17 protein-coding genes are annotated in these 16867 nt (G+C 34.3%); 9 read left to right on the plus strand and 8 right to left on the minus strand.

Annotated elements, in window-relative coordinates; all coding sequences use genetic code 11:
* Positions 1-156: 156 nt before the first annotated feature.
* The 6 genes from QYS48_RS08900 to QYS48_RS08925 all read left to right on the plus strand — a co-directional run bounded on the left by QYS48_RS08900 (position 157) and on the right by QYS48_RS08925 (position 5758).
* Positions 157-1740, plus strand: coding sequence for a peptide chain release factor 3 (locus tag QYS48_RS08900; protein WP_308355602.1), 1584 nt, complete (start codon positions 157-159; stop codon positions 1738-1740).
* Positions 1741-1761: 21 nt separating this feature from the next.
* Positions 1762-2460, plus strand: coding sequence for an RNA pseudouridine synthase (locus QYS48_RS08905; protein WP_308355603.1), 699 nt, complete (start codon positions 1762-1764; stop codon positions 2458-2460).
* A 75-nt stretch (positions 2461-2535) separates the two neighbouring features.
* On the plus strand, positions 2536-3006 hold the full coding sequence (locus QYS48_RS08910) for a nuclear transport factor 2 family protein (protein WP_308355604.1): 471 nt from the start codon (positions 2536-2538) through the stop codon (positions 3004-3006).
* Between the two features lie 33 nt (positions 3007-3039).
* The gene (locus QYS48_RS08915; protein ID WP_308355605.1) at positions 3040-3585 is read left to right on the plus strand and encodes a DUF4199 domain-containing protein; all 546 of its coding nucleotides are present in this window, start codon (positions 3040-3042) and stop codon (positions 3583-3585) included.
* A gap of 214 nt (positions 3586-3799) precedes the next feature.
* Positions 3800-5290, plus strand: a complete 1491-nt coding sequence (locus tag QYS48_RS08920; RefSeq protein WP_308355606.1) for a transporter substrate-binding domain-containing protein — start codon at positions 3800-3802, stop codon at positions 5288-5290.
* 12 nt (positions 5291-5302) lie between these two features.
* Positions 5303-5758 (plus strand): hypothetical protein, encoded by a 456-nt coding sequence (locus tag QYS48_RS08925; protein WP_308355607.1) that lies wholly within the window; start codon positions 5303-5305, stop codon positions 5756-5758.
* Here the strand turns inward: QYS48_RS08925 and QYS48_RS08930 are convergent, their stop codons facing one another.
* The 4 genes from QYS48_RS08930 to QYS48_RS08945 all read right to left on the minus strand — a co-directional run bounded on the left by QYS48_RS08930 (position 5759) and on the right by QYS48_RS08945 (position 9072).
* Entirely contained in the window at positions 5759-6358 is a 600-nt protein-coding gene (locus tag QYS48_RS08930; protein ID WP_302122563.1) for a trimeric intracellular cation channel family protein, read from the minus strand. It abuts the gene before it with no gap.
* 22 nt (positions 6359-6380) lie between these two features.
* Entirely contained in the window at positions 6381-6833 is a 453-nt protein-coding gene (locus QYS48_RS08935) for a YciI family protein (protein ID WP_308355608.1), read from the minus strand.
* 26 nt (positions 6834-6859) lie between these two features.
* The gene (locus QYS48_RS08940; protein ID WP_308355609.1) at positions 6860-7624 is read right to left on the minus strand and encodes an alpha/beta fold hydrolase; all 765 of its coding nucleotides are present in this window, start codon (positions 7622-7624) and stop codon (positions 6860-6862) included.
* Between the two features lie 125 nt (positions 7625-7749).
* Positions 7750-9072, minus strand: a complete 1323-nt coding sequence (locus QYS48_RS08945) for a DEAD/DEAH box helicase (protein WP_308355610.1) — start codon at positions 9070-9072, stop codon at positions 7750-7752.
* A 33-nt stretch (positions 9073-9105) separates the two neighbouring features.
* On the opposite strand from QYS48_RS08945, the gene QYS48_RS08950 reads away from it, so the two are divergent.
* On the plus strand, positions 9106-10443 hold the full coding sequence (locus QYS48_RS08950) for a dihydroorotase (RefSeq protein ID WP_308355611.1): 1338 nt from the start codon (positions 9106-9108) through the stop codon (positions 10441-10443).
* A gap of 11 nt (positions 10444-10454) precedes the next feature.
* Positions 10455-11036: a TIGR00730 family Rossman fold protein gene (locus tag QYS48_RS08955; RefSeq protein ID WP_308355612.1), complete on the plus strand. Its 582-nt coding sequence runs from the start codon at positions 10455-10457 to the stop codon at positions 11034-11036.
* A gap of 73 nt (positions 11037-11109) precedes the next feature.
* On the opposite strand, the gene QYS48_RS08960 is transcribed toward QYS48_RS08955, so the two are convergent.
* The 3 genes from QYS48_RS08960 to dnaK form a co-directional block, all read right to left on the minus strand.
* Positions 11110-11976, minus strand: a complete 867-nt coding sequence (locus tag QYS48_RS08960; protein WP_308355613.1) for a DUF4382 domain-containing protein — start codon at positions 11974-11976, stop codon at positions 11110-11112.
* Positions 11977-12308: 332 nt separating this feature from the next.
* Complete coding sequence (locus QYS48_RS08965; protein ID WP_308355614.1) at positions 12309-12953, minus strand: outer membrane beta-barrel protein; 645 nt, start codon at positions 12951-12953, stop codon at positions 12309-12311.
* 290 nt (positions 12954-13243) lie between these two features.
* On the minus strand, positions 13244-15184 hold the full coding sequence (dnaK, locus tag QYS48_RS08970; protein WP_308355615.1) for a molecular chaperone DnaK: 1941 nt from the start codon (positions 15182-15184) through the stop codon (positions 13244-13246).
* A gap of 186 nt (positions 15185-15370) precedes the next feature.
* On the opposite strand from dnaK, the gene QYS48_RS08975 reads away from it, so the two are divergent.
* A complete protein-coding gene (locus QYS48_RS08975; RefSeq protein WP_308355616.1) occupies positions 15371-15871 on the plus strand; it encodes a TrmH family RNA methyltransferase in 501 nt (166 codons plus the stop codon).
* Positions 15872-15883: 12 nt separating this feature from the next.
* Here QYS48_RS08975 and QYS48_RS08980 read toward each other — a convergent pair whose 3' ends face one another.
* Positions 15884-16864, minus strand: a complete 981-nt coding sequence (locus QYS48_RS08980) for a MoxR family ATPase (RefSeq protein ID WP_308355617.1) — start codon at positions 16862-16864, stop codon at positions 15884-15886.
* Between the last annotated feature and the right edge of the window lie 3 nt (positions 16865-16867).

The following is a 16867-nucleotide window of genomic DNA, read 5'->3' on the forward strand; positions in this document are numbered from 1 at the left end:
AAGAGGTTTAATAACAATCCAGCACATTGAACGAGAAGGTCATTCAAAATTAGAATGGCCTTTTCTCTTTACAAATCCTTATAAAAATATCAAAAGCATTATAATTCTTTTTGCAGCTTATTATTCGTAATTTTGCAGCTTCATTGAGTAATCTGTATGAATAAGTTAGAACAAGAAATAAGTAAAAGAAGAACTTTTGGGATTATTGCCCACCCTGATGCTGGTAAAACCACTTTAACTGAGAAGCTTTTGCTTTTTGGTGGAGCTATAAATAAAGCGGGTGCAGTAAAATCAAATAAAATTGATACTGCTACAAAATCCGACTGGATGGAAATAGAGAAACAAAGAGGCATCTCTGTTGCTACTTCCGTTATGGGGTTTGAGTATAAGGATATAAAGATCAACTTATTGGATACTCCGGGTCACCAAGATTTTGCTGAAGATACTTACCGTACTTTAACGGCTGTAGATAGTGTAGTGATGGTGATTGATTGTGTAAAAGGTGTGGAGCAACAAACTGAAAAGTTAATGGAGGTTTGTAGGATGAGAAACACCCCTGTTATCTGTTTTATCAATAAATTAGATAGAGAAGGTCGTGATCCTTATGATTTGCTTGATGAAATTGAAGAGAAATTAGACATACAGGTTAAGCCCTTAACATGGCCGATTGGTATGGGAAAAACCTTTAAAGGGGTTTATAATCTATACAGCAAAAACCTATTGCTTTTTCAACCTAGCAAGCAGCAATTGAATGCTGATGGAATTGAGATTAAAGATCTTGAGGATGAAAGATTGAATAAAAATGTTGGAGATACTCTGGCAGATCAATTAAGGGAGGATATTGAATTAATTGAAGGTGTATATCCTGAATTAGATCAAGAAGAATATTTGAATGGAAAAGTAGCGCCAGTATTCTTTGGTTCTGCAATCAATAGTTTTGGAGTTAAAGAGATGTTGGATACTTTCATTAATATTTCTCCAGCACCAAAAGAAAGAGAAACTGAAGATAGAGTAATCAAACCAAACGAAGATAAATTCTCTGGTTTTGTGTTTAAGATTCATGCCAATATGGATCCTAAACATAGAAATAGGATTGCGTTCGTAAGAATATGTTCTGGTAAATTCGAAAGAGGAAGCAGCTATCTAAATGTTCGTCACGATAAGAAATTCAGATTCTCAAATGCTACTGCTTTCATGGCGCAGGATAAAGAGACTGTTGATGAAGCCTATCCAGGTGATATCGTAGGTTTATTTGATACCGGTAATTTAAAAATCGGAGATACTTTGTCAGAAGGTGAAAAAGGTATTTATAAAGGGATTCCATCTTTCTCTCCTGAAATCTTTAAAGAGGTTATTAATAAGGATGCCATGAAAACCAAGCAGCTTGACAAAGGCCTTACTCAATTGATGGATGAAGGGGTTGCTCAGTTGTTTACCTTTGAGATGGGGGCTAGAAAAGTAGTGGGTGTTGTGGGTAATCTTCAGTTTGAAGTAATTCAACATCGATTAAAAAATGAATATGGTGCTTCATGTGATTTTGCTCCTATGAATTTATACAAGGCTTGCTGGTTCAGTAGTACTGATAAAAAGAAATTAGATGAGTTTGTGAAATCAAAACACAGACATATCGCCAGAGATAAGGATGGAAAGCTTGTATTTATGGCAGAAACTAAAGCCTGGTTACAAATGGTTCAGGATAATTTCCCTGAAATAGAGTTCCATTTCCAATCTGAATTTTAAATCCTTTAAGATCGATTAATTATGACTTATCAAGAATTTCTACAAATCGTAATGTATGAGGATAATCACCTTTTGGTGGTGAATAAACCTTCTGGCATGCTAGTACAAGGGGATCAGACAGGAGACACTCCTTTACCAGAGCATGCAAAGAAATATCTTGCTGAGAAATATAATAAAACAGGTAATGTTTTCTGTGGTACGCCTCATAGAATTGACAGACCTGTTAGTGGAACGGTTGTCTTAGCCAGAACTTCCAAAGCTTTGGAAAGATTATCAAAGATGTTTCAAGAGCGAAAAGTTGATAAGACTTATTGGGCAATTACTGAAAAAAGGCCACCTAAAACAGAGGATACCATCACGCATTGGCTTAAAAAAGATTCAAATAAAAATTTAACTCACGCTCACATTAGGGATAATAAAGGTGGGCTGAAATCTACATTATCTTACAGATTGGTGAGAGCTTTAGGGGATAGAAATTTAATTGAAGTGAAACCCATAACTGGTAGGCCACATCAAATCAGGGTGCAGCTTGCTAAAATTGGTTGTCCTATAATTGGAGATGTAAAATACGGATTTCCAAAACCAACTAAAGATGGTTCCATAGCATTGCATGCACGAGCTATCAGCTTTGAGCATCCAGTTAAGAAAAAGCCTTTTAAAGTGGTAAGTCCTATTCCAAAAGCTTTTGTATGGTCCTTCTTTGAAGATGTAATTGAATAATTTACAATTACCATTTGTGTAAATACATTTGTATTCGTATCCATAATTTTTCAAACTTCGAATTAAAATTGAATTATGAAACGAATATTATTATTGAGTGTATTTACACTTTTCCTCTTTCCAGCTTTCTCACAAAGTTCAGAGTCTGATTCTATAGCAATTATGTCAATCATAGAAGATGTTTTTGATGGCATGAGAGAATCTGATACTAGTAAAATGGCCCCATATTTCCATGAATCAGCTCAAATGCAAAGCCTTGTAGTTTCAGCAGAAGGAAATAATGTTAGTAAGCTAAGTGGTCCTGAAGGATGGTTAAATGCTGTTGCCAATAATAACAGTGGAACGGTATGGAATGAACAAGTCAATAATATAAAAATCATATCTGACGGAGCAGTAGCAACTGCCTGGATGGATTACACATTTTATTTAGGAGATCAATTGAGCCATTGTGGAATTAATTCATTTCAATTCATTAAGATGAATGAAAAATGGAAAATTATTTATATCATTGATTCGCGTTTTAAAAATAAATGTGATCAGAACTAATTAATAAAAACTAAAACCTAAATTTTTTTAAACATGGAAAATCAAGAAGTTGAAGTAAACAATACACAGCACTCATTAAAATGGGGTGCAATTCTAGGATTAATTTCTGTTATTATAACATTAGTTATTTACATGATTGATATAACCATAATGGCAAGTTCTGCTAGAGGTATTATATCATTTGTAATTTATGTCGCTATTGTGATTTATGCAGGAAGAGATTACAGATCAAAAGTGGGTGGCTATATGTCTTTTAAAGATGCCTTTTTGCATTCTTTTGTAGTTCTATCTGTTTCTGGTTTTATAGGAGTTGTATTTAATATTCTTCTATTTACCGTTATTGATCCTGAAGCGGCAAATATATTAATTGATGTCACGATGGAGAATACTATGAAATCTATGGAGGTATTAGGTGGAGCTTCGAATGAAATCATGGATGAAATGGCTAAAGGTATTAGAGAAGGATATTCAGTTGTAGGTCAGGCTCAAGGATACCTTTATTTACTGATATTCTATGCCATAGGAGCTTTAATTATAGGAGCCATTAATAAAAAGAAAAATCAAGAAGAAGAATTTTAATAGGTATTTTACCTAGATTGAAAAAGCCATTCAGCAATATGCTGAATGGCTTTTTTATTGATAATCAAATAGTTCAAAACTCTTTATTAAATTTTTAGTATTTTATATAGTAATAGTATTATCCGTTAAAATGGGCAATCAGTCGAAAAACTGTATGCATTTTACTTGCCCTACATTTTAATGGCTATATTTAAAATTCTAAAATAAAGATATAATGAAATTTTTCAACAAATATTTTTATTGGCTATCAATCTTAATTTTTGTATTTATAAGTTCTTGTTCAACCAAAACTGATACTCAAAGTCGAGATTTATCCTATGCGATAGAACCAATCGATTTCGACTTTGAAAAAATACAAGAAAGAGGCTACTTAACTGCCGTAGTAGATAATAGTGCTACTAGTTACTTTATCTACAAAGGACAGCCAATGGGCTATGAATACGAAATGTTAAATTGGTTAGCCAAAGACCTCGAAGTAGAACTCAAAATAATTAAGGATAACAGCATTTCTTCAGCTTTAGAAAAGGTAAATAGAGGAGAGGCAGATATTGCCGCTTTCAACCTTACAGTAACTAAGGAAAGAAAACAATTTGTAGATTTTACTGATCCATTATATTTTGTTCGGCAGGTATTGGTACAAAAAAAGCCTGAAAACTGGAGACAGATGAAGCTCCATGAAATTGAAAATGAATTAATTCGTGATCCCATTCAACTTTCAGGTAAGGAAGTTCATGTTAGGAAAAGCTCTTCCTTCTCAATGAGGTTAGCAAATCTTTCGGATGAAATAGGGGGTGATATAGTAATTATTGAGGATAGCAGTAGTTTAGAGGTAGAAAGCTTGATTAGAATGGTAGCGGAAGGCGAAATAGAGTATACAGTAGCTGATGAAGATGTAGCAATGTTAAATGCAACTTACTATCCTGATATAGATGTTAAAACGCCTATTAGTTTTTCTCAAAAAATCGCTTGGGCTTTAAGGCCAAATGCTGATTCTTTGGAGAATAGAATAAATTATTGGTTAGAGCAAAGACAAAAAGAAACAGATTATTATGTGATATATAATAAGTACTTCAAAAACTTGAAACGATCTGCTAGCAGATCGTATTCTGAATATTCTTCTGTACAAGGCGGCAAACTATCTCCGTTTGATGATATAATTAAGGCAACAGCCGATAGTATTGGCTGGGATTGGAAATTATTGGCGGCTCAAGTTTATCAGGAAAGTAAGTTTGACCCAAACGTAAAATCATGGGCAGGGGCTATTGGCTTAATGCAGATGATGGAGCCTACTGCTCATGAATTTGGTGCTACTAATTTGTATGATCCAGAACAAAGTTTAGCAGCAGGTGGTAAATTCATACAATGGTTACAAAGAAACTTTAAAAAGTATGTTGCAGACAGCGTAGAAAGACAGAAATTCGTGTTAGCCGCTTATAATGTAGGTATTGGTCATATGGAGGATGCCATTAAGCTAACTAAAAAATATGGAGGTGATCCTTCAGTTTGGGAAGATAATGTAGAAAAATATCTGCTGTTAAAATCTCAAAAGAAATATTATAATGATCCAGTTGTAAAATATGGATATTGTAGAGGGCAAGAGCCTGTCAATTATGTAAAAGAAATTTTAGAGCGTTATCAACAATATGAACTATTGATGAACTCTGAAAATGATTTAACTAAACCAGATGATAATACATTAATTTAATTAACACACAGCATGTCAAAGATTGATAAACTTTTCAAAGAGTATACAAAAGAAAGATTTTTAAAATTAAATAGGGAGCAATTTGTATACATAGTGAATTTGTTTCCGGCATTTAGGGTAGCAATGTCTGATGGAATTATCGATCAGGAAGAATGGGTGACTGTTAAAAGATTAGCTAAAATATTAGGGGATGAATTTGCTTCTGATGATCTCGGTGAGGAAAAAGAAGAGAATTTGATGCTGATATACCGTTCAGAATTTCGTCATCTCATTAAAAATTTAGACAAATGGCAAGAAAAATTCTTAGCAGCATTGAAAGATTATTTCAGTGAAAATGCGACTTCCAGAGAATTTGTGGTAGAGACTATGTACTTATTTGCCAGTGCCTCTGATGGAGTTTCTGAGGAAGAAAATGAGGTGATCGAGTACCTTACCAAGCAGTTGAGACTTGAAGATATTGTTTTATAATTAAATCTTTGGAAAATTGATATGATATTTAACAGCCAAAAGTCTTACTGATACTATAAATGAAGCTGATAAAATAAAATTGAGATTTCTGTCAAAATCAAAATAGCTTAATAACAAGTAAAGCATGCCTCCTAATAGGCATGCACTTGCATATATTTCTTTCCTGAAAATTACTGGCGTTTCGTTTACTAATGTATCTCGAATTACACCTCCAAATACTGCTGAAAACATTCCCATAATAGCAGCGATTTCCCATCTTACACCCATTGAAAGAGCTTTTTCAACTCCAGAAACCGTAAACAATGCAATTCCCATTGAATCGAATAAGCTTAAGGTTCTTCTTAATTTTTGTAGATACTTATTGAAGAAACTAGTGAGTAAAACACCTCCCAAGATGGTGTAAATTATATTCATATCACCCACCCAAGATAATGGATAACTACCTAGCATTATATCCCTTAAGGTGCCCCCACCAATAGCGGTTACAAATCCAGTAAAGCCAGCACCAAACCAGTCTTCTGATTTATCTTTTACAGCCAGTGCTCCAGAAATAGCAAATGTTAATGTACCTAAAAGTTCAAGGGCATATTGTAATTGCATTCAAAAGAATAATTAGGATATGTTAAGGTCTTATTTTTTCTATTTTGGAATGGGTTTCTAAATAAACAGGCAAAGCTGCTGAGCCATACCAATTATATAAATCATATGCTAATAGATCTTCCTTTATGGCTGGATCTGTAAGTAATAATTTTGCTACTTCTTCTTTATCGGATACATCAAAAATAAATATTCCTCTGTAATTGTTTTCATTCTTTTCCAAAGGACCCGCTACAACGACTTTACCTTCAGCGGCTAACTTTCCGATATTATCCAAATGACCTCTGAAAAGACTGTCTACCTTTGCCTTATCTTCAATATTGCCACCGCCAGTTTTTAACATTACTAAGGTATAAGATTTCATACCATAGTCGTCTGCTCCTAAAGAATCGGCTAATTCAGCATTGTAATCTGAGTTTTGTGCCAATATAAGACCAGGTATGGTGCTCAATAAGAAGACGGTCAGTAGCTTTTTCATTTTTGAAAATATTAAGGTATTACATTTTATTTTAGGAAATCTTCTATCAAGGCTAAAAATTCCTCCGGTTTTTCTGCATGTATCCAATGCCCAGCACCTTCAACCATCTCAATTTTTGCATTAGGGAAGAAGTTATTGATAGCAATATAGTCTTCTGATTTTATATAATGCGAATTTTTTCCTCCAATAAATAACACATCCTTTTCAGTAGCCAATCTTTTTTCTAAACCTTTTCCTACTACCTCAATATTTTTTTCTAGAATAGGTAAGTTTATTTTCCACTCGAACTCTTTGTCCTGATTACGAGTTAAATTTTTTAATAAGAATTGTCTCACACCTTTTTCAGGTACAAATTCTGCCAATTGTTTGTCAGCGTCACCTCTCGATTTTAATTCATCTAATTTCAGACTGCATAATCCCTCTAAAATAGTATCATGATGAACAGGGTAGGCTTTAGGGGCAATATCCACGATAATCAATTTATCGAAAAGGTCGGGATGCTCAACAGCAAAATGCATAGCTGTTTTACCTCCCATTGAATGGCCTATAATATGTGGGTTTTCAATTTGATGATCTTTTATAAATTCAGCCAAATCGGAAGCCATCACTTCATAATTATGAACTTCATTATGTGGAGAATCACCATGATTTCTTTGGTCAACCAAATAAACTTTAAACTTTTCAGATAACTTTCTCCCGATGGTCATCCAATTATCTGAAGAGCCAAATAAACCGTGTAAAATAATAAGGGGTTGTCCGCTATCTCCTAATTCTTTATAATTTAATTTCATATCTATTTAAGAATAAAAGTCTTTACAATTTATAATTACTTTAATAGGCTACGAATGAAAGTGACCATTCGTTATTTGAGATTTATACGTTCATGATAAATAAACCATTCTACTCAATTACAATGTTATCTTTTTCTCCTTCTTTTATCTTTAGGTTTATTACCAAAAGCTTTATCTCTTGCTTTGCCACTTAAGTTTTTCTTCTTCTTTTCATGAAAAGCGCCTTTAAAGTCAGGGTTTTCAAGATGTTTTTGTCTATCAATTTCCTGATCCATGTCTTTTTGTTCTTTAGGCATGGTTTCCATTAGCTCCACTTGCTGTGGAAGTTTATTAACGGTAATCTTTTGATTAATTAATTCTTCAATTTTTTCAATATGATAAACATCAGAAGGGTCAACAAAACTAATGGCTATTCCTTGATGTTCAGCTCTTCCCGTTCTACCAATACGGTGAACATATTCTTCATATTTATTAGGTACTTCAAAGTTTATCACATGAGAAATTTCTTGCACATCGATACCTCTGGCACTTACATCGGTACTTACCAAAACTTTTATATTCCCTTCCTTAAAGTCCTTAATGGCATTAATCCTTGTGGATTGTGCTTTATTGGCATGAATAACTCTGGCCTCTTTAGTTATTTTTCTTTCTACAAAGTGAAAAACATTATTAGCATTAGTTCTGGTTCTCACAAAAATCAATACTCTGCTGAATTCATCTTGATCCAGTAAATATTTAAGTAGGTTTATTTTGGTTAAAAAGTTAGGGACATGATACAGATACTGATCGATCAATTCAGAGGTTGTTGCTTGAGGAGTTACTTCAACCTTTTCAGGAAAATCGGTAAACTCATGAGCATATTTTTCCACTTTTTCAGGAAAGGTAGCAGAGAAAAATAAATTCTGCTTTTTCATAGGTAAGAGTTCCAATACCTTTCTAATTTGAGGCATGAATCCCATGTCCATCATGCGATCAGCTTCATCTAAAACAAAGGTTTTGATTTGCTTTGTTTGCAATACACCAGCATTATAAATATCTAATAGTCGGCCAGGCGTAGCAACTATAATATCACAACCCTGAGCTACTTCTTCTGCTTGTTTTTTAGGACCAATTCCCCCGTATAGACATACTGTTCTTAAATCAGTATATTTCCCCAGTTCTAAAATATTTTCATAGACCTGCATCACTAACTCTCGAGTGGGTGCTAAGATCAATGCTCTAGGATCATCAGATTGAGCATATTTTAATTTCATGATTAAAGGCAATACAAAAGCCGCAGTTTTACCAGTTCCTGTTTGGGCTATACCAATAACATCATGTCCATTTAAAATTCTTGGAATGGCTTTTACTTGGATTTCAGAAGGTTTTTCGTAGCCTAAATCCTTTATAGCATTTAATAATTGTTTATTAAGTTTAAAATTTTGGAAGGATGCGGTAAATTGCGACATATAGTCAATTATTTAGAGAAAAATTAGTGAATTATGAAAACCACTCTGATCGTCAATGCAAATATAGTAAATGAAGGCCGAATTCAGCAGTTAGATGTGCTGATGAAAAATGGACGCTTTGAAAAGATTACTTCACAAATAAATCCAGAAGAGGCAGATGAAGTAATTGATGCAAATGGAAAATATCTTTTACCTGGATTAATCGATGATCAAGTCCATTTTAGAGAGCCCGGTTTAACTCATAAAGCTAATATTTTTACTGAATCAAGAGCGGCTGTAGCTGGAGGTATAACTTCGTTCATGGAAATGCCAAATACGGTTCCAAATGCCCTTACCCAAGAATTATTAGAAGATAAATATCAAATAGCTGCTAAAAATTCACTAGCTAACTATTCATTCTTTATGGGGGCTAGCAATGATAATATTGAGGAGGTACTCAAAACTGATGCTTCTAAAGTTTGTGGTGTAAAAGTTTTCATGGGAAGCTCAACAGGAAATATGTTAGTGGATAATGAAGATACTTTGAACAACATCTTTTCAAAAGTGCCGATGTTGATTGCAACGCATTGTGAAGATGAAGCAACAATTAGGGCCAATACAGCAAAATTCAAAGAGCAATACGGAGAAGATGTTCCTATAGAAATGCACCCTATTATCCGTTCGGAGGAAGCTTGCTATTTATCCTCATCTTTAGCGGTTAAGTTGGCAAAGCAACATGGTTCTCGACTTCATGTACTTCATATTTCAACAGGAAAAGAAACAGAACTATTCGATAATTCAATTCCATTAGAGCAGAAGAAAATCACCGCTGAGGCATGCTTGCATCATCTATGGTTTTCTGATGAAGATTATAAAGAAAAAGGAACTTTAATCAAATGGAATCCTGCAGTAAAAACTGCTCAAGATAGAGATACTATCTTTCAGGCTTTATTAGATGACAAAATTGATGTTTTAGCTACAGATCATGCACCTCATACTTTAGAAGAAAAACAAAATAAATATTTTTCTGCACCATCGGGTGGACCCTTGGTTCAGCATAATTTACTAGCCTTAATTGAGTTTTATAAGCAAGGAAAAATAAGTTTAGAAAAGATAGTAGAAAAAGCCTCGCATAATGTAGCTAAATTATTCAGAATAGTAGATAGGGGATTCATTAGAGAAGGTTACCACGCTGATTGTGTATTGGTAGACCTTGATACTGCATACACGGTTTCAAAAGAAAATATTCTGGCTAAATGTAAATGGTCTCCTTTTGAAGGGCATACATTTCCAGCTTCTGTAGTTACTACCTTTATTAATGGCAATAAGGCGTATGATAATGGGCAAATTATTGAGCACGGTGTCGGAGAAAGAATGGCTTTTAAAGCTTAAATATAATGCATATGAATAGAATAGCGGTATTTTGTGGTTCCAGCGCTGGAATTGACCCCAATTTTGAACAGGAGGCTTTCAGACTAGGGCAACTGCTTGCCGAAAAAAATATTGGGGTAGTATACGGTGGAGCAAAAATTGGACTGATGGGTGCAGTTGCAGAAGGTGCTTTAGATAAAGGGGGAGAAGTTATAGGCGTTATTCCTGACTTTTTACAAACCAAAGAAGTAGCTCATAACGATTTATCGGAAATGATAGTGGTGGAATCTATGCATGAAAGAAAATTAAAAATGCATGATTTGTCAGATGGCTTTATTGCTTTACCTGGGGGTTTCGGTACCATGGAAGAGCTGTTTGAAATTTTAACATGGGCTCAACTAGGTCTTCATCATAAGCCTATTGGATTATTGAATATCAAAGAGTTCTATCAGCCTTTATTGACAATGATACAAGGAATGAACAAGCAGGATTTTCTAAAAACGATAAATAAGGATATGCTTTTGCAGGATACTGATATGAATAACCTACTTCAAAAGATGGAATCCTATAAAGCACCTGAAACACCTGAATGGATGAAAAAATCAGGTACTTGATTTCTAATTTAAATATAATAAAGCTCAATCACTTTCAAATGATTGGGCTTTATTTTTTATGAACTGGCTGGTTTTAAATTGTTATGTTTAAAGTCTTTAGTTCTCCGTCATTAATCACCACGCCTTCTTCAATAGTTTTCACTTCAATGAAATTTCCTTCACCATCAAAAGATGCAACCACAATATCATATTCATCTGACGGTAAATAAGAGATATAATAATTACCATTTTCATCTACATTTGAACTAGATTCTGCATTATTAAATCGAACACCATCAGCATTAGGAGTGGACTCATTATCATTAAAATTACCGCCCTTGTAGGCATATGCTACCCTTGTCCCTGAAATTCCACTGATAACTCCCTGAACTGATCCAACTTTAGCTTCCTCGAGTAATCTTACAGTAGGTTTTAAAATGATTTGTTCTGAATTCTGCATTTTTAATACAGATTTTCTTAGGTCAAAATCCATAATAATAGAAGTTATACCTCCATCAGGAATAGTGAAATCCCCAATAATAGTATATCCTGCTTGGTCACCAATAGGTACACTTATTTCCGAAACTGTCCCGTCATTGAATTTAATATAATGTGCAGGTAAATTTCCGCCATCAGAAGTTTGAGAGACAACGAGCCCTAATTTTATTTGATCATATTTTCCACTCACTAATTCTTTCTCTTCTAAGAAAAGTGTTTCACCACCTTGAAGGGAAAATAAATCGACTGCTTCGGGCTTTTCATATTCTTTTATTACTTTCCATCCATCTGGACCAAAGGCTTCCACTCTTGTGATACATATCACCACACCAGAAACATTATTGCTTTCCAAGGGGCCATCTGTTAAATAGAAAGAAGCTCTACCATGTCCGCTTTCAATTTTGTTGCAGCTATAGAAAGCTAATATGGGAAGGATTAAAATCAGGCTTAGGATAGGTCTCATATTGGTTTTGGATTTAATACTAAAGTTACAAAGCAATAACAAGATTCTGATCCAGTTAATCGATGCTATGTAGGGATTCATCGATTGTATTTCTACATATGTATCAATGACATTAATTTTTTTGTGAAAGAAATATTAACAAAAAAGCCTCTCAGAGAAATCTGAGAGGCCTGGACTCATATATTTGTTAGGTAACTATTTGCTTGTGCTTTAACAATTCTATCTTCTTGAATAACTACATCTTTCATTTTTTGATTATGGGGAAATTTTTAAAGCTAACGAAATTCTTTGATTTTCTACTATCAATAAATTTGAGGATGAAATGAATAGATTTAAAAAAGACAACCAATTTGAATGGCAGGAATTACTAATAAATGATAGTAGCCCTTTATCCTTCCAACTTGTGCATCAATAATATCAGCACTAATTCTAATAGAAGTAAACAGTATCGTTTCTCTAGATATCGAATATTCGTATCCAAAATCTGCATCAATCGCTAATGCATATTTGTTTTTTACTCTTGCAATAGTTTCGTTATTTTTTGTCAATGTGTTTTCAAGGTAGATATAATGATCTATTAAAATTTTATTGGTTAGGCTAGCTGAATAAAAGAAGCCAATATTTTTGAAGTTGCGCTTTACTCTTAAAGGGATAGACAAAAATGAAAAACTTTTGACTTCTGAATTAAAGTAATCATCACTTCTTGGATTGATTACCTGATAATTATTTTCGGATTCAAATTTGTAGTCTAGGTAGCCCAAACCCACTGCAATCGACCATCTTTTATTTAGGTTTTTAGCTATAAGTAGAGATGCGGAAGGTCGAAAAGGCGTATCAGGGTAGGTAAATATATCGATGTTAGAAATGACTTTTGGCTTTATGATACCTAATTCAAAACCAAAATTGATTTTGTTGTCTTGAGACAATGAAGAAAAACCTATCAATAAACTGATAAAAAGGATTAGGAGTGATTTCATATAAAAAAACTATTGAATTATTATTTTATTTTGAAATATCAAAACTATCTTAAATATGTTAATATGTCATTGAATTCCTTAGAATATCTTCATTTATTTGAATGCATCTTTTTCATATGTCTTATACTACTAGTCTGATTATAATTGAGGTTTAACCAAAGTACTGCGAATGAGATTATCAAATGCCTCATCCATATTCAACAGTATTATTTTTCTCAAAATCACTACACAAAAAAAGCCTCTCAGATTTCTCCGAGAGGCTTTCCTTATAATCTATGAATTACTGATTCTTATTTAGAATCTTTATTTTCATCATCATTTACTTCTTCGTACTCAACATCATCTACACTATCACCGCTTTCGCCTTGCGCTTGCTGACCAGCGTCTCCGCCAGGCTGCCCACCTTCAGCGCCACCAGCAGCTTGCTGTGCTTGGTAGATTTCTTGAGAAGCTGCCTGCCATGCGTTATTCAATTCTTCCATAGAAGAATCAATTGCTTCAACATTTTGGCTGCTGTGTGCTTCTTTCAATTTAGTTAAAGCTCCTTCTATGGCAGTTTTGTTACCTTCAGAAAGCTTGTCACCAAATTCTTTCATTTGCTTCTCAGTTTGGAAGATTAAAGAGTCAGCTTGATTGATTTTATCAATTTTCTCTTTCTCTTTTTTATCGGTTTCAGCATTTGCTTCCGCCTCTTTTCTCATTTTTTCGATTTCTTCCTCTGATAAGCCTGAAGAAGCCTCAATTCTAATTTTCTGCTCTTTACCAGTTCCTTTATCTTTAGCAGATACATTTAAGATACCGTTAGCATCAATATCGAATGTTACTTCGATTTGAGGAACACCTCTTGGTGCTGGTGGAATACCATCTAAGTGGAATCTACCAATTGAACGGTTGTCTTTTGCCATTGATCTCTCACCTTGTAAAACGTGAATCTCAACAGAAGGCTGATTATCAGATGCCGTACTGAATGTTTCTGACTTCTTAGAAGGAATGGTAGTATTCGCTTCAATTAATTTAGTCATCACTCCACCCATAGTTTCAATACCTAATGATAGAGGAGTTACATCCAATAATAATACATCTTTAACCTCACCGGTTAACACACCACCTTGAATGGCTGCACCAATAGCAACCACCTCATCAGGGTTAACTCCTTTAGATGGTTTTTTACCGAAGAACTTCTCTACTTCTTCCTGAATTCTAGGTATACGAGTAGAACCCCCTACTAAGATTACTTCATCAATTTCAGAAGCAGATAAACCTGCATCTTCTAAAGCCTTCTTAACTGGAGCCATTGATCTCTTCACTAAGTCATCTGATAATTGCTCAAATTTTGAACGGCTTAATTTTCTTACCAAGTGTTTTGGTACACCGTCAACCGGCATGATGTATGGCAAGTTTACTTCTGTTTCAGTAGAACTTGATAATTCAATTTTAGCCTTCTCTGCAGCCTCTTTCAATCTTTGTAAGGCCATTGGATCTTGTTTCAGATCAACGCCATGCTCATTTTTGAATTCGTCAGCTAACCAGTTAATGATTACTTGGTCAAAATCATCACCCCCTAAGTGTACATCACCATTAGTAGATTTTACTTCAAATACACCGTCACCTAATTCAAGAACGGAGATATCAAAAGTACCACCACCTAAATCGTATACGGCAATGTTTTGGTCTTTATCTCTTTTGTCAAGACCGTAAGCCAAAGCTGCTGCAGTTGGCTCGTTAATAATTCTTTTTACTTCTAAGCCTGCGATTTGTCCTGCTTCTTTAGTAGCCTGACGTTCTGCATCATTAAAGTAAGCAGGTACTGTTATTACAGCTTCTGTTACTTCTTGTCCTAGGTAATCTTCTGCAGTAGACTTCATTTTCTGAAGAATCATAGCAGATAATTCCTGAGGAGTATAGTTTCTGTCTCCTACTTTAACTCTAACTGTATCGTTATTTCCAGATTCTACTTTATAAGAAGCAATTTTTTTCTCTTCTGAAACTTCAGAGAACTTCTTACCCATGAATCTTTTTACGGATGCAATTGTATTGGCAGGGTTGGTAATAGCTTGACGTTTTGCAGGATCACCTACTTTTCGTTCGCCTTTCCCTTCATCCAAAAACGCTACAATTGAAGGTGTAGTTCTTCTACCCTCACTGTTGGGGATTACAACGGGTTCATTACCCTCCATTACCGCCACACAGGAGTTGGTAGTACCTAAGTCAATTCCAATAATTTTTCCCATGATCTATTTATTTTCTAATTCTAAATTCTTTTTCTTCTTGTATAACAATGGATGTGCCAATAGGAAATAGCTGTATTTTGTCTGACATTATGACATTTGTATTAGCTTAACATGGGAAATAGTCAGATTTATTATTTATTTGAAATCCAAAATGATTTATTTTGTCACTAAAAGGGGATATATTTTATGCAAAAATCTCATTACGAAACACAAAATGCTGGACATCATTTAAACATAATCCTAATAGCTGAAAATATTCGTACACCTGAAAATGTGGGTATGATGATGCGGTTATCTGAAGCTTTTGGGGTGAGAGAAATATTTTTTGCAGGAGAAAAAGCTGTTGATTTTACCACCAAAGTGAAAAGAGCCTCTAGAAATACTTACAAAACAGTACAGTATACTTTTAATTCAGACGCTGAATTTGAACTAGAAAGACTTAAAAAAGAAGGGTATCGATCAATCGCATTGGAAATAACTGAAAAAAGTAAGTCCATTCACCATTTTGAGAACTCGAATGTTGATAGAATTGCAATTATAGTTGGCTCTGAAAGACAGGGAGTATCTGATAAAGTGTTGAATTTATGTGAAGAGCACTTTCACATTCCCATGTATGGACAAAATTCTTCCATAAATGTTGTAAATGCCCTATCGATTGGCTTTTATAAAATCACAGAGTCTTTATGAATAAAACTTTAATCAGTTAGACTCTACCTTCTGGATAAGTTTATGTATAATTTCTTCAATTGTCATGCCTTCTGCATCCGCTTTGAAATTCTTTACCAATCTGTGTCTTAAAACAGGAATTGCAACTGCTTTTACATCCTCTATATCAGGAGAATATTTACCATTTAATAAGGCATTACATTTAGCACCTTTTATTAAGAATTGAGAAGCCCTTGGTCCGGCACCCCATTCTAAATATTCATCCGTAATCTCGAATGACTTTTCAGTATTAGGCCTTGTGCCTTGAACGAGTTTCACGGCAAATTCAATAACATTGTCCGTTACTGGTACTTTGTCTACCAGCTTTTGGAAGTAAAGTATTTCCTCTGCATTCATTACTGCATTTACAGTATCAATTGCCTGTCCAGAGCTTTTTACAATGTTTAGCTCATCCTCATAAGAAGGATAATCTAAATTGATGTTAAACATAAATCTGTCCAATTGCGCTTCTGGTAAAGGATAAGTTCCTTCTTGTTCAATTGGGTTTTGTGTAGCCAAAACAAAGAATGGATCAGGTAAAGGATATGTTTCACCTGCAACAGTTACGTTCTTTTCCTGCATTGATTCTAATAAAGCAGCCTGAGTTTTTGGTGGCGTTCTATTGATCTCATCCGCAAGGATAATGTTATTAAAAATAGGTCCTTTTATAAATTTGAAATTTCTATCCTTATCTAAGGTTTCCGCCCCAATAATGTCGGAAGGCATTAAATCAGGAGTAAACTGAATACGGTTAAATTTTAAATTCATAGCAGATGCTACCGTATTGATTAATAAAGTTTTTGCTAAGCCGGGTACACCCACTAATAAGCTGTGTGCATGACAAAAGAAAGAACTGATAACAAGTCTTACCACTTCATCCTGCCCTACAATTACCTTTGAAATTTCTTTTCTTAGGCTTTCATATTTTTCATGCAAAGCATCAGCCGCTGCAACTTCATTTTCAAATTTATCCATATT

Source organism: Marivirga arenosa, assembly GCF_030503895.2.
Taxonomy (GTDB): Bacteria; Bacteroidota; Bacteroidia; order Cytophagales; family Cyclobacteriaceae; genus Marivirga; species Marivirga arenosa.

What these genes read in the sequence shown, in the direction of transcription:
- QYS48_RS08900 (WP_308355602.1), top strand. Translation starts at nt 157, where the DNA reads ATGAATAAGTTAGAACAAGAAATAAGTAAAAGAAGAACTTTTGGGATT.
- QYS48_RS08905 (WP_308355603.1), top strand. Translation starts at nt 1,762, where the DNA reads ATGACTTATCAAGAATTTCTACAAATCGTAATGTATGAGGATAATCAC.
- QYS48_RS08910 (WP_308355604.1), top strand. Translation starts at nt 2,536, where the DNA reads ATGAAACGAATATTATTATTGAGTGTATTTACACTTTTCCTCTTTCCA.
- QYS48_RS08915 (WP_308355605.1), top strand. Translation starts at nt 3,040, where the DNA reads ATGGAAAATCAAGAAGTTGAAGTAAACAATACACAGCACTCATTAAAA.
- QYS48_RS08920 (WP_308355606.1), top strand. Translation starts at nt 3,800, where the DNA reads ATGAAATTTTTCAACAAATATTTTTATTGGCTATCAATCTTAATTTTT.
- QYS48_RS08925 (WP_308355607.1), top strand. Translation starts at nt 5,303, where the DNA reads ATGTCAAAGATTGATAAACTTTTCAAAGAGTATACAAAAGAAAGATTT.
- QYS48_RS08930 (WP_302122563.1), bottom strand. Translation starts at nt 6,358, where the DNA reads ATGCAATTACAATATGCCCTTGAACTTTTAGGTACATTAACATTTGCT.
- QYS48_RS08935 (WP_308355608.1), bottom strand. Translation starts at nt 6,833, where the DNA reads ATGAAAAAGCTACTGACCGTCTTCTTATTGAGCACCATACCTGGTCTT.
- QYS48_RS08940 (WP_308355609.1), bottom strand. Translation starts at nt 7,624, where the DNA reads ATGAAATTAAATTATAAAGAATTAGGAGATAGCGGACAACCCCTTATT.
- QYS48_RS08945 (WP_308355610.1), bottom strand. Translation starts at nt 9,072, where the DNA reads ATGTCGCAATTTACCGCATCCTTCCAAAATTTTAAACTTAATAAACAA.
- QYS48_RS08950 (WP_308355611.1), top strand. Translation starts at nt 9,106, where the DNA reads ATGAAAACCACTCTGATCGTCAATGCAAATATAGTAAATGAAGGCCGA.
- QYS48_RS08955 (WP_308355612.1), top strand. Translation starts at nt 10,455, where the DNA reads ATGAATAGAATAGCGGTATTTTGTGGTTCCAGCGCTGGAATTGACCCC.
- QYS48_RS08960 (WP_308355613.1), bottom strand. Translation starts at nt 11,976, where the DNA reads ATGAGACCTATCCTAAGCCTGATTTTAATCCTTCCCATATTAGCTTTC.
- QYS48_RS08965 (WP_308355614.1), bottom strand. Translation starts at nt 12,953, where the DNA reads ATGAAATCACTCCTAATCCTTTTTATCAGTTTATTGATAGGTTTTTCT.
- dnaK (WP_308355615.1), bottom strand. Translation starts at nt 15,184, where the DNA reads ATGGGAAAAATTATTGGAATTGACTTAGGTACTACCAACTCCTGTGTG.
- QYS48_RS08975 (WP_308355616.1), top strand. Translation starts at nt 15,371, where the DNA reads ATGCAAAAATCTCATTACGAAACACAAAATGCTGGACATCATTTAAAC.
- QYS48_RS08980 (WP_308355617.1), bottom strand. Translation starts at nt 16,864, where the DNA reads ATGGATAAATTTGAAAATGAAGTTGCAGCGGCTGATGCTTTGCATGAA.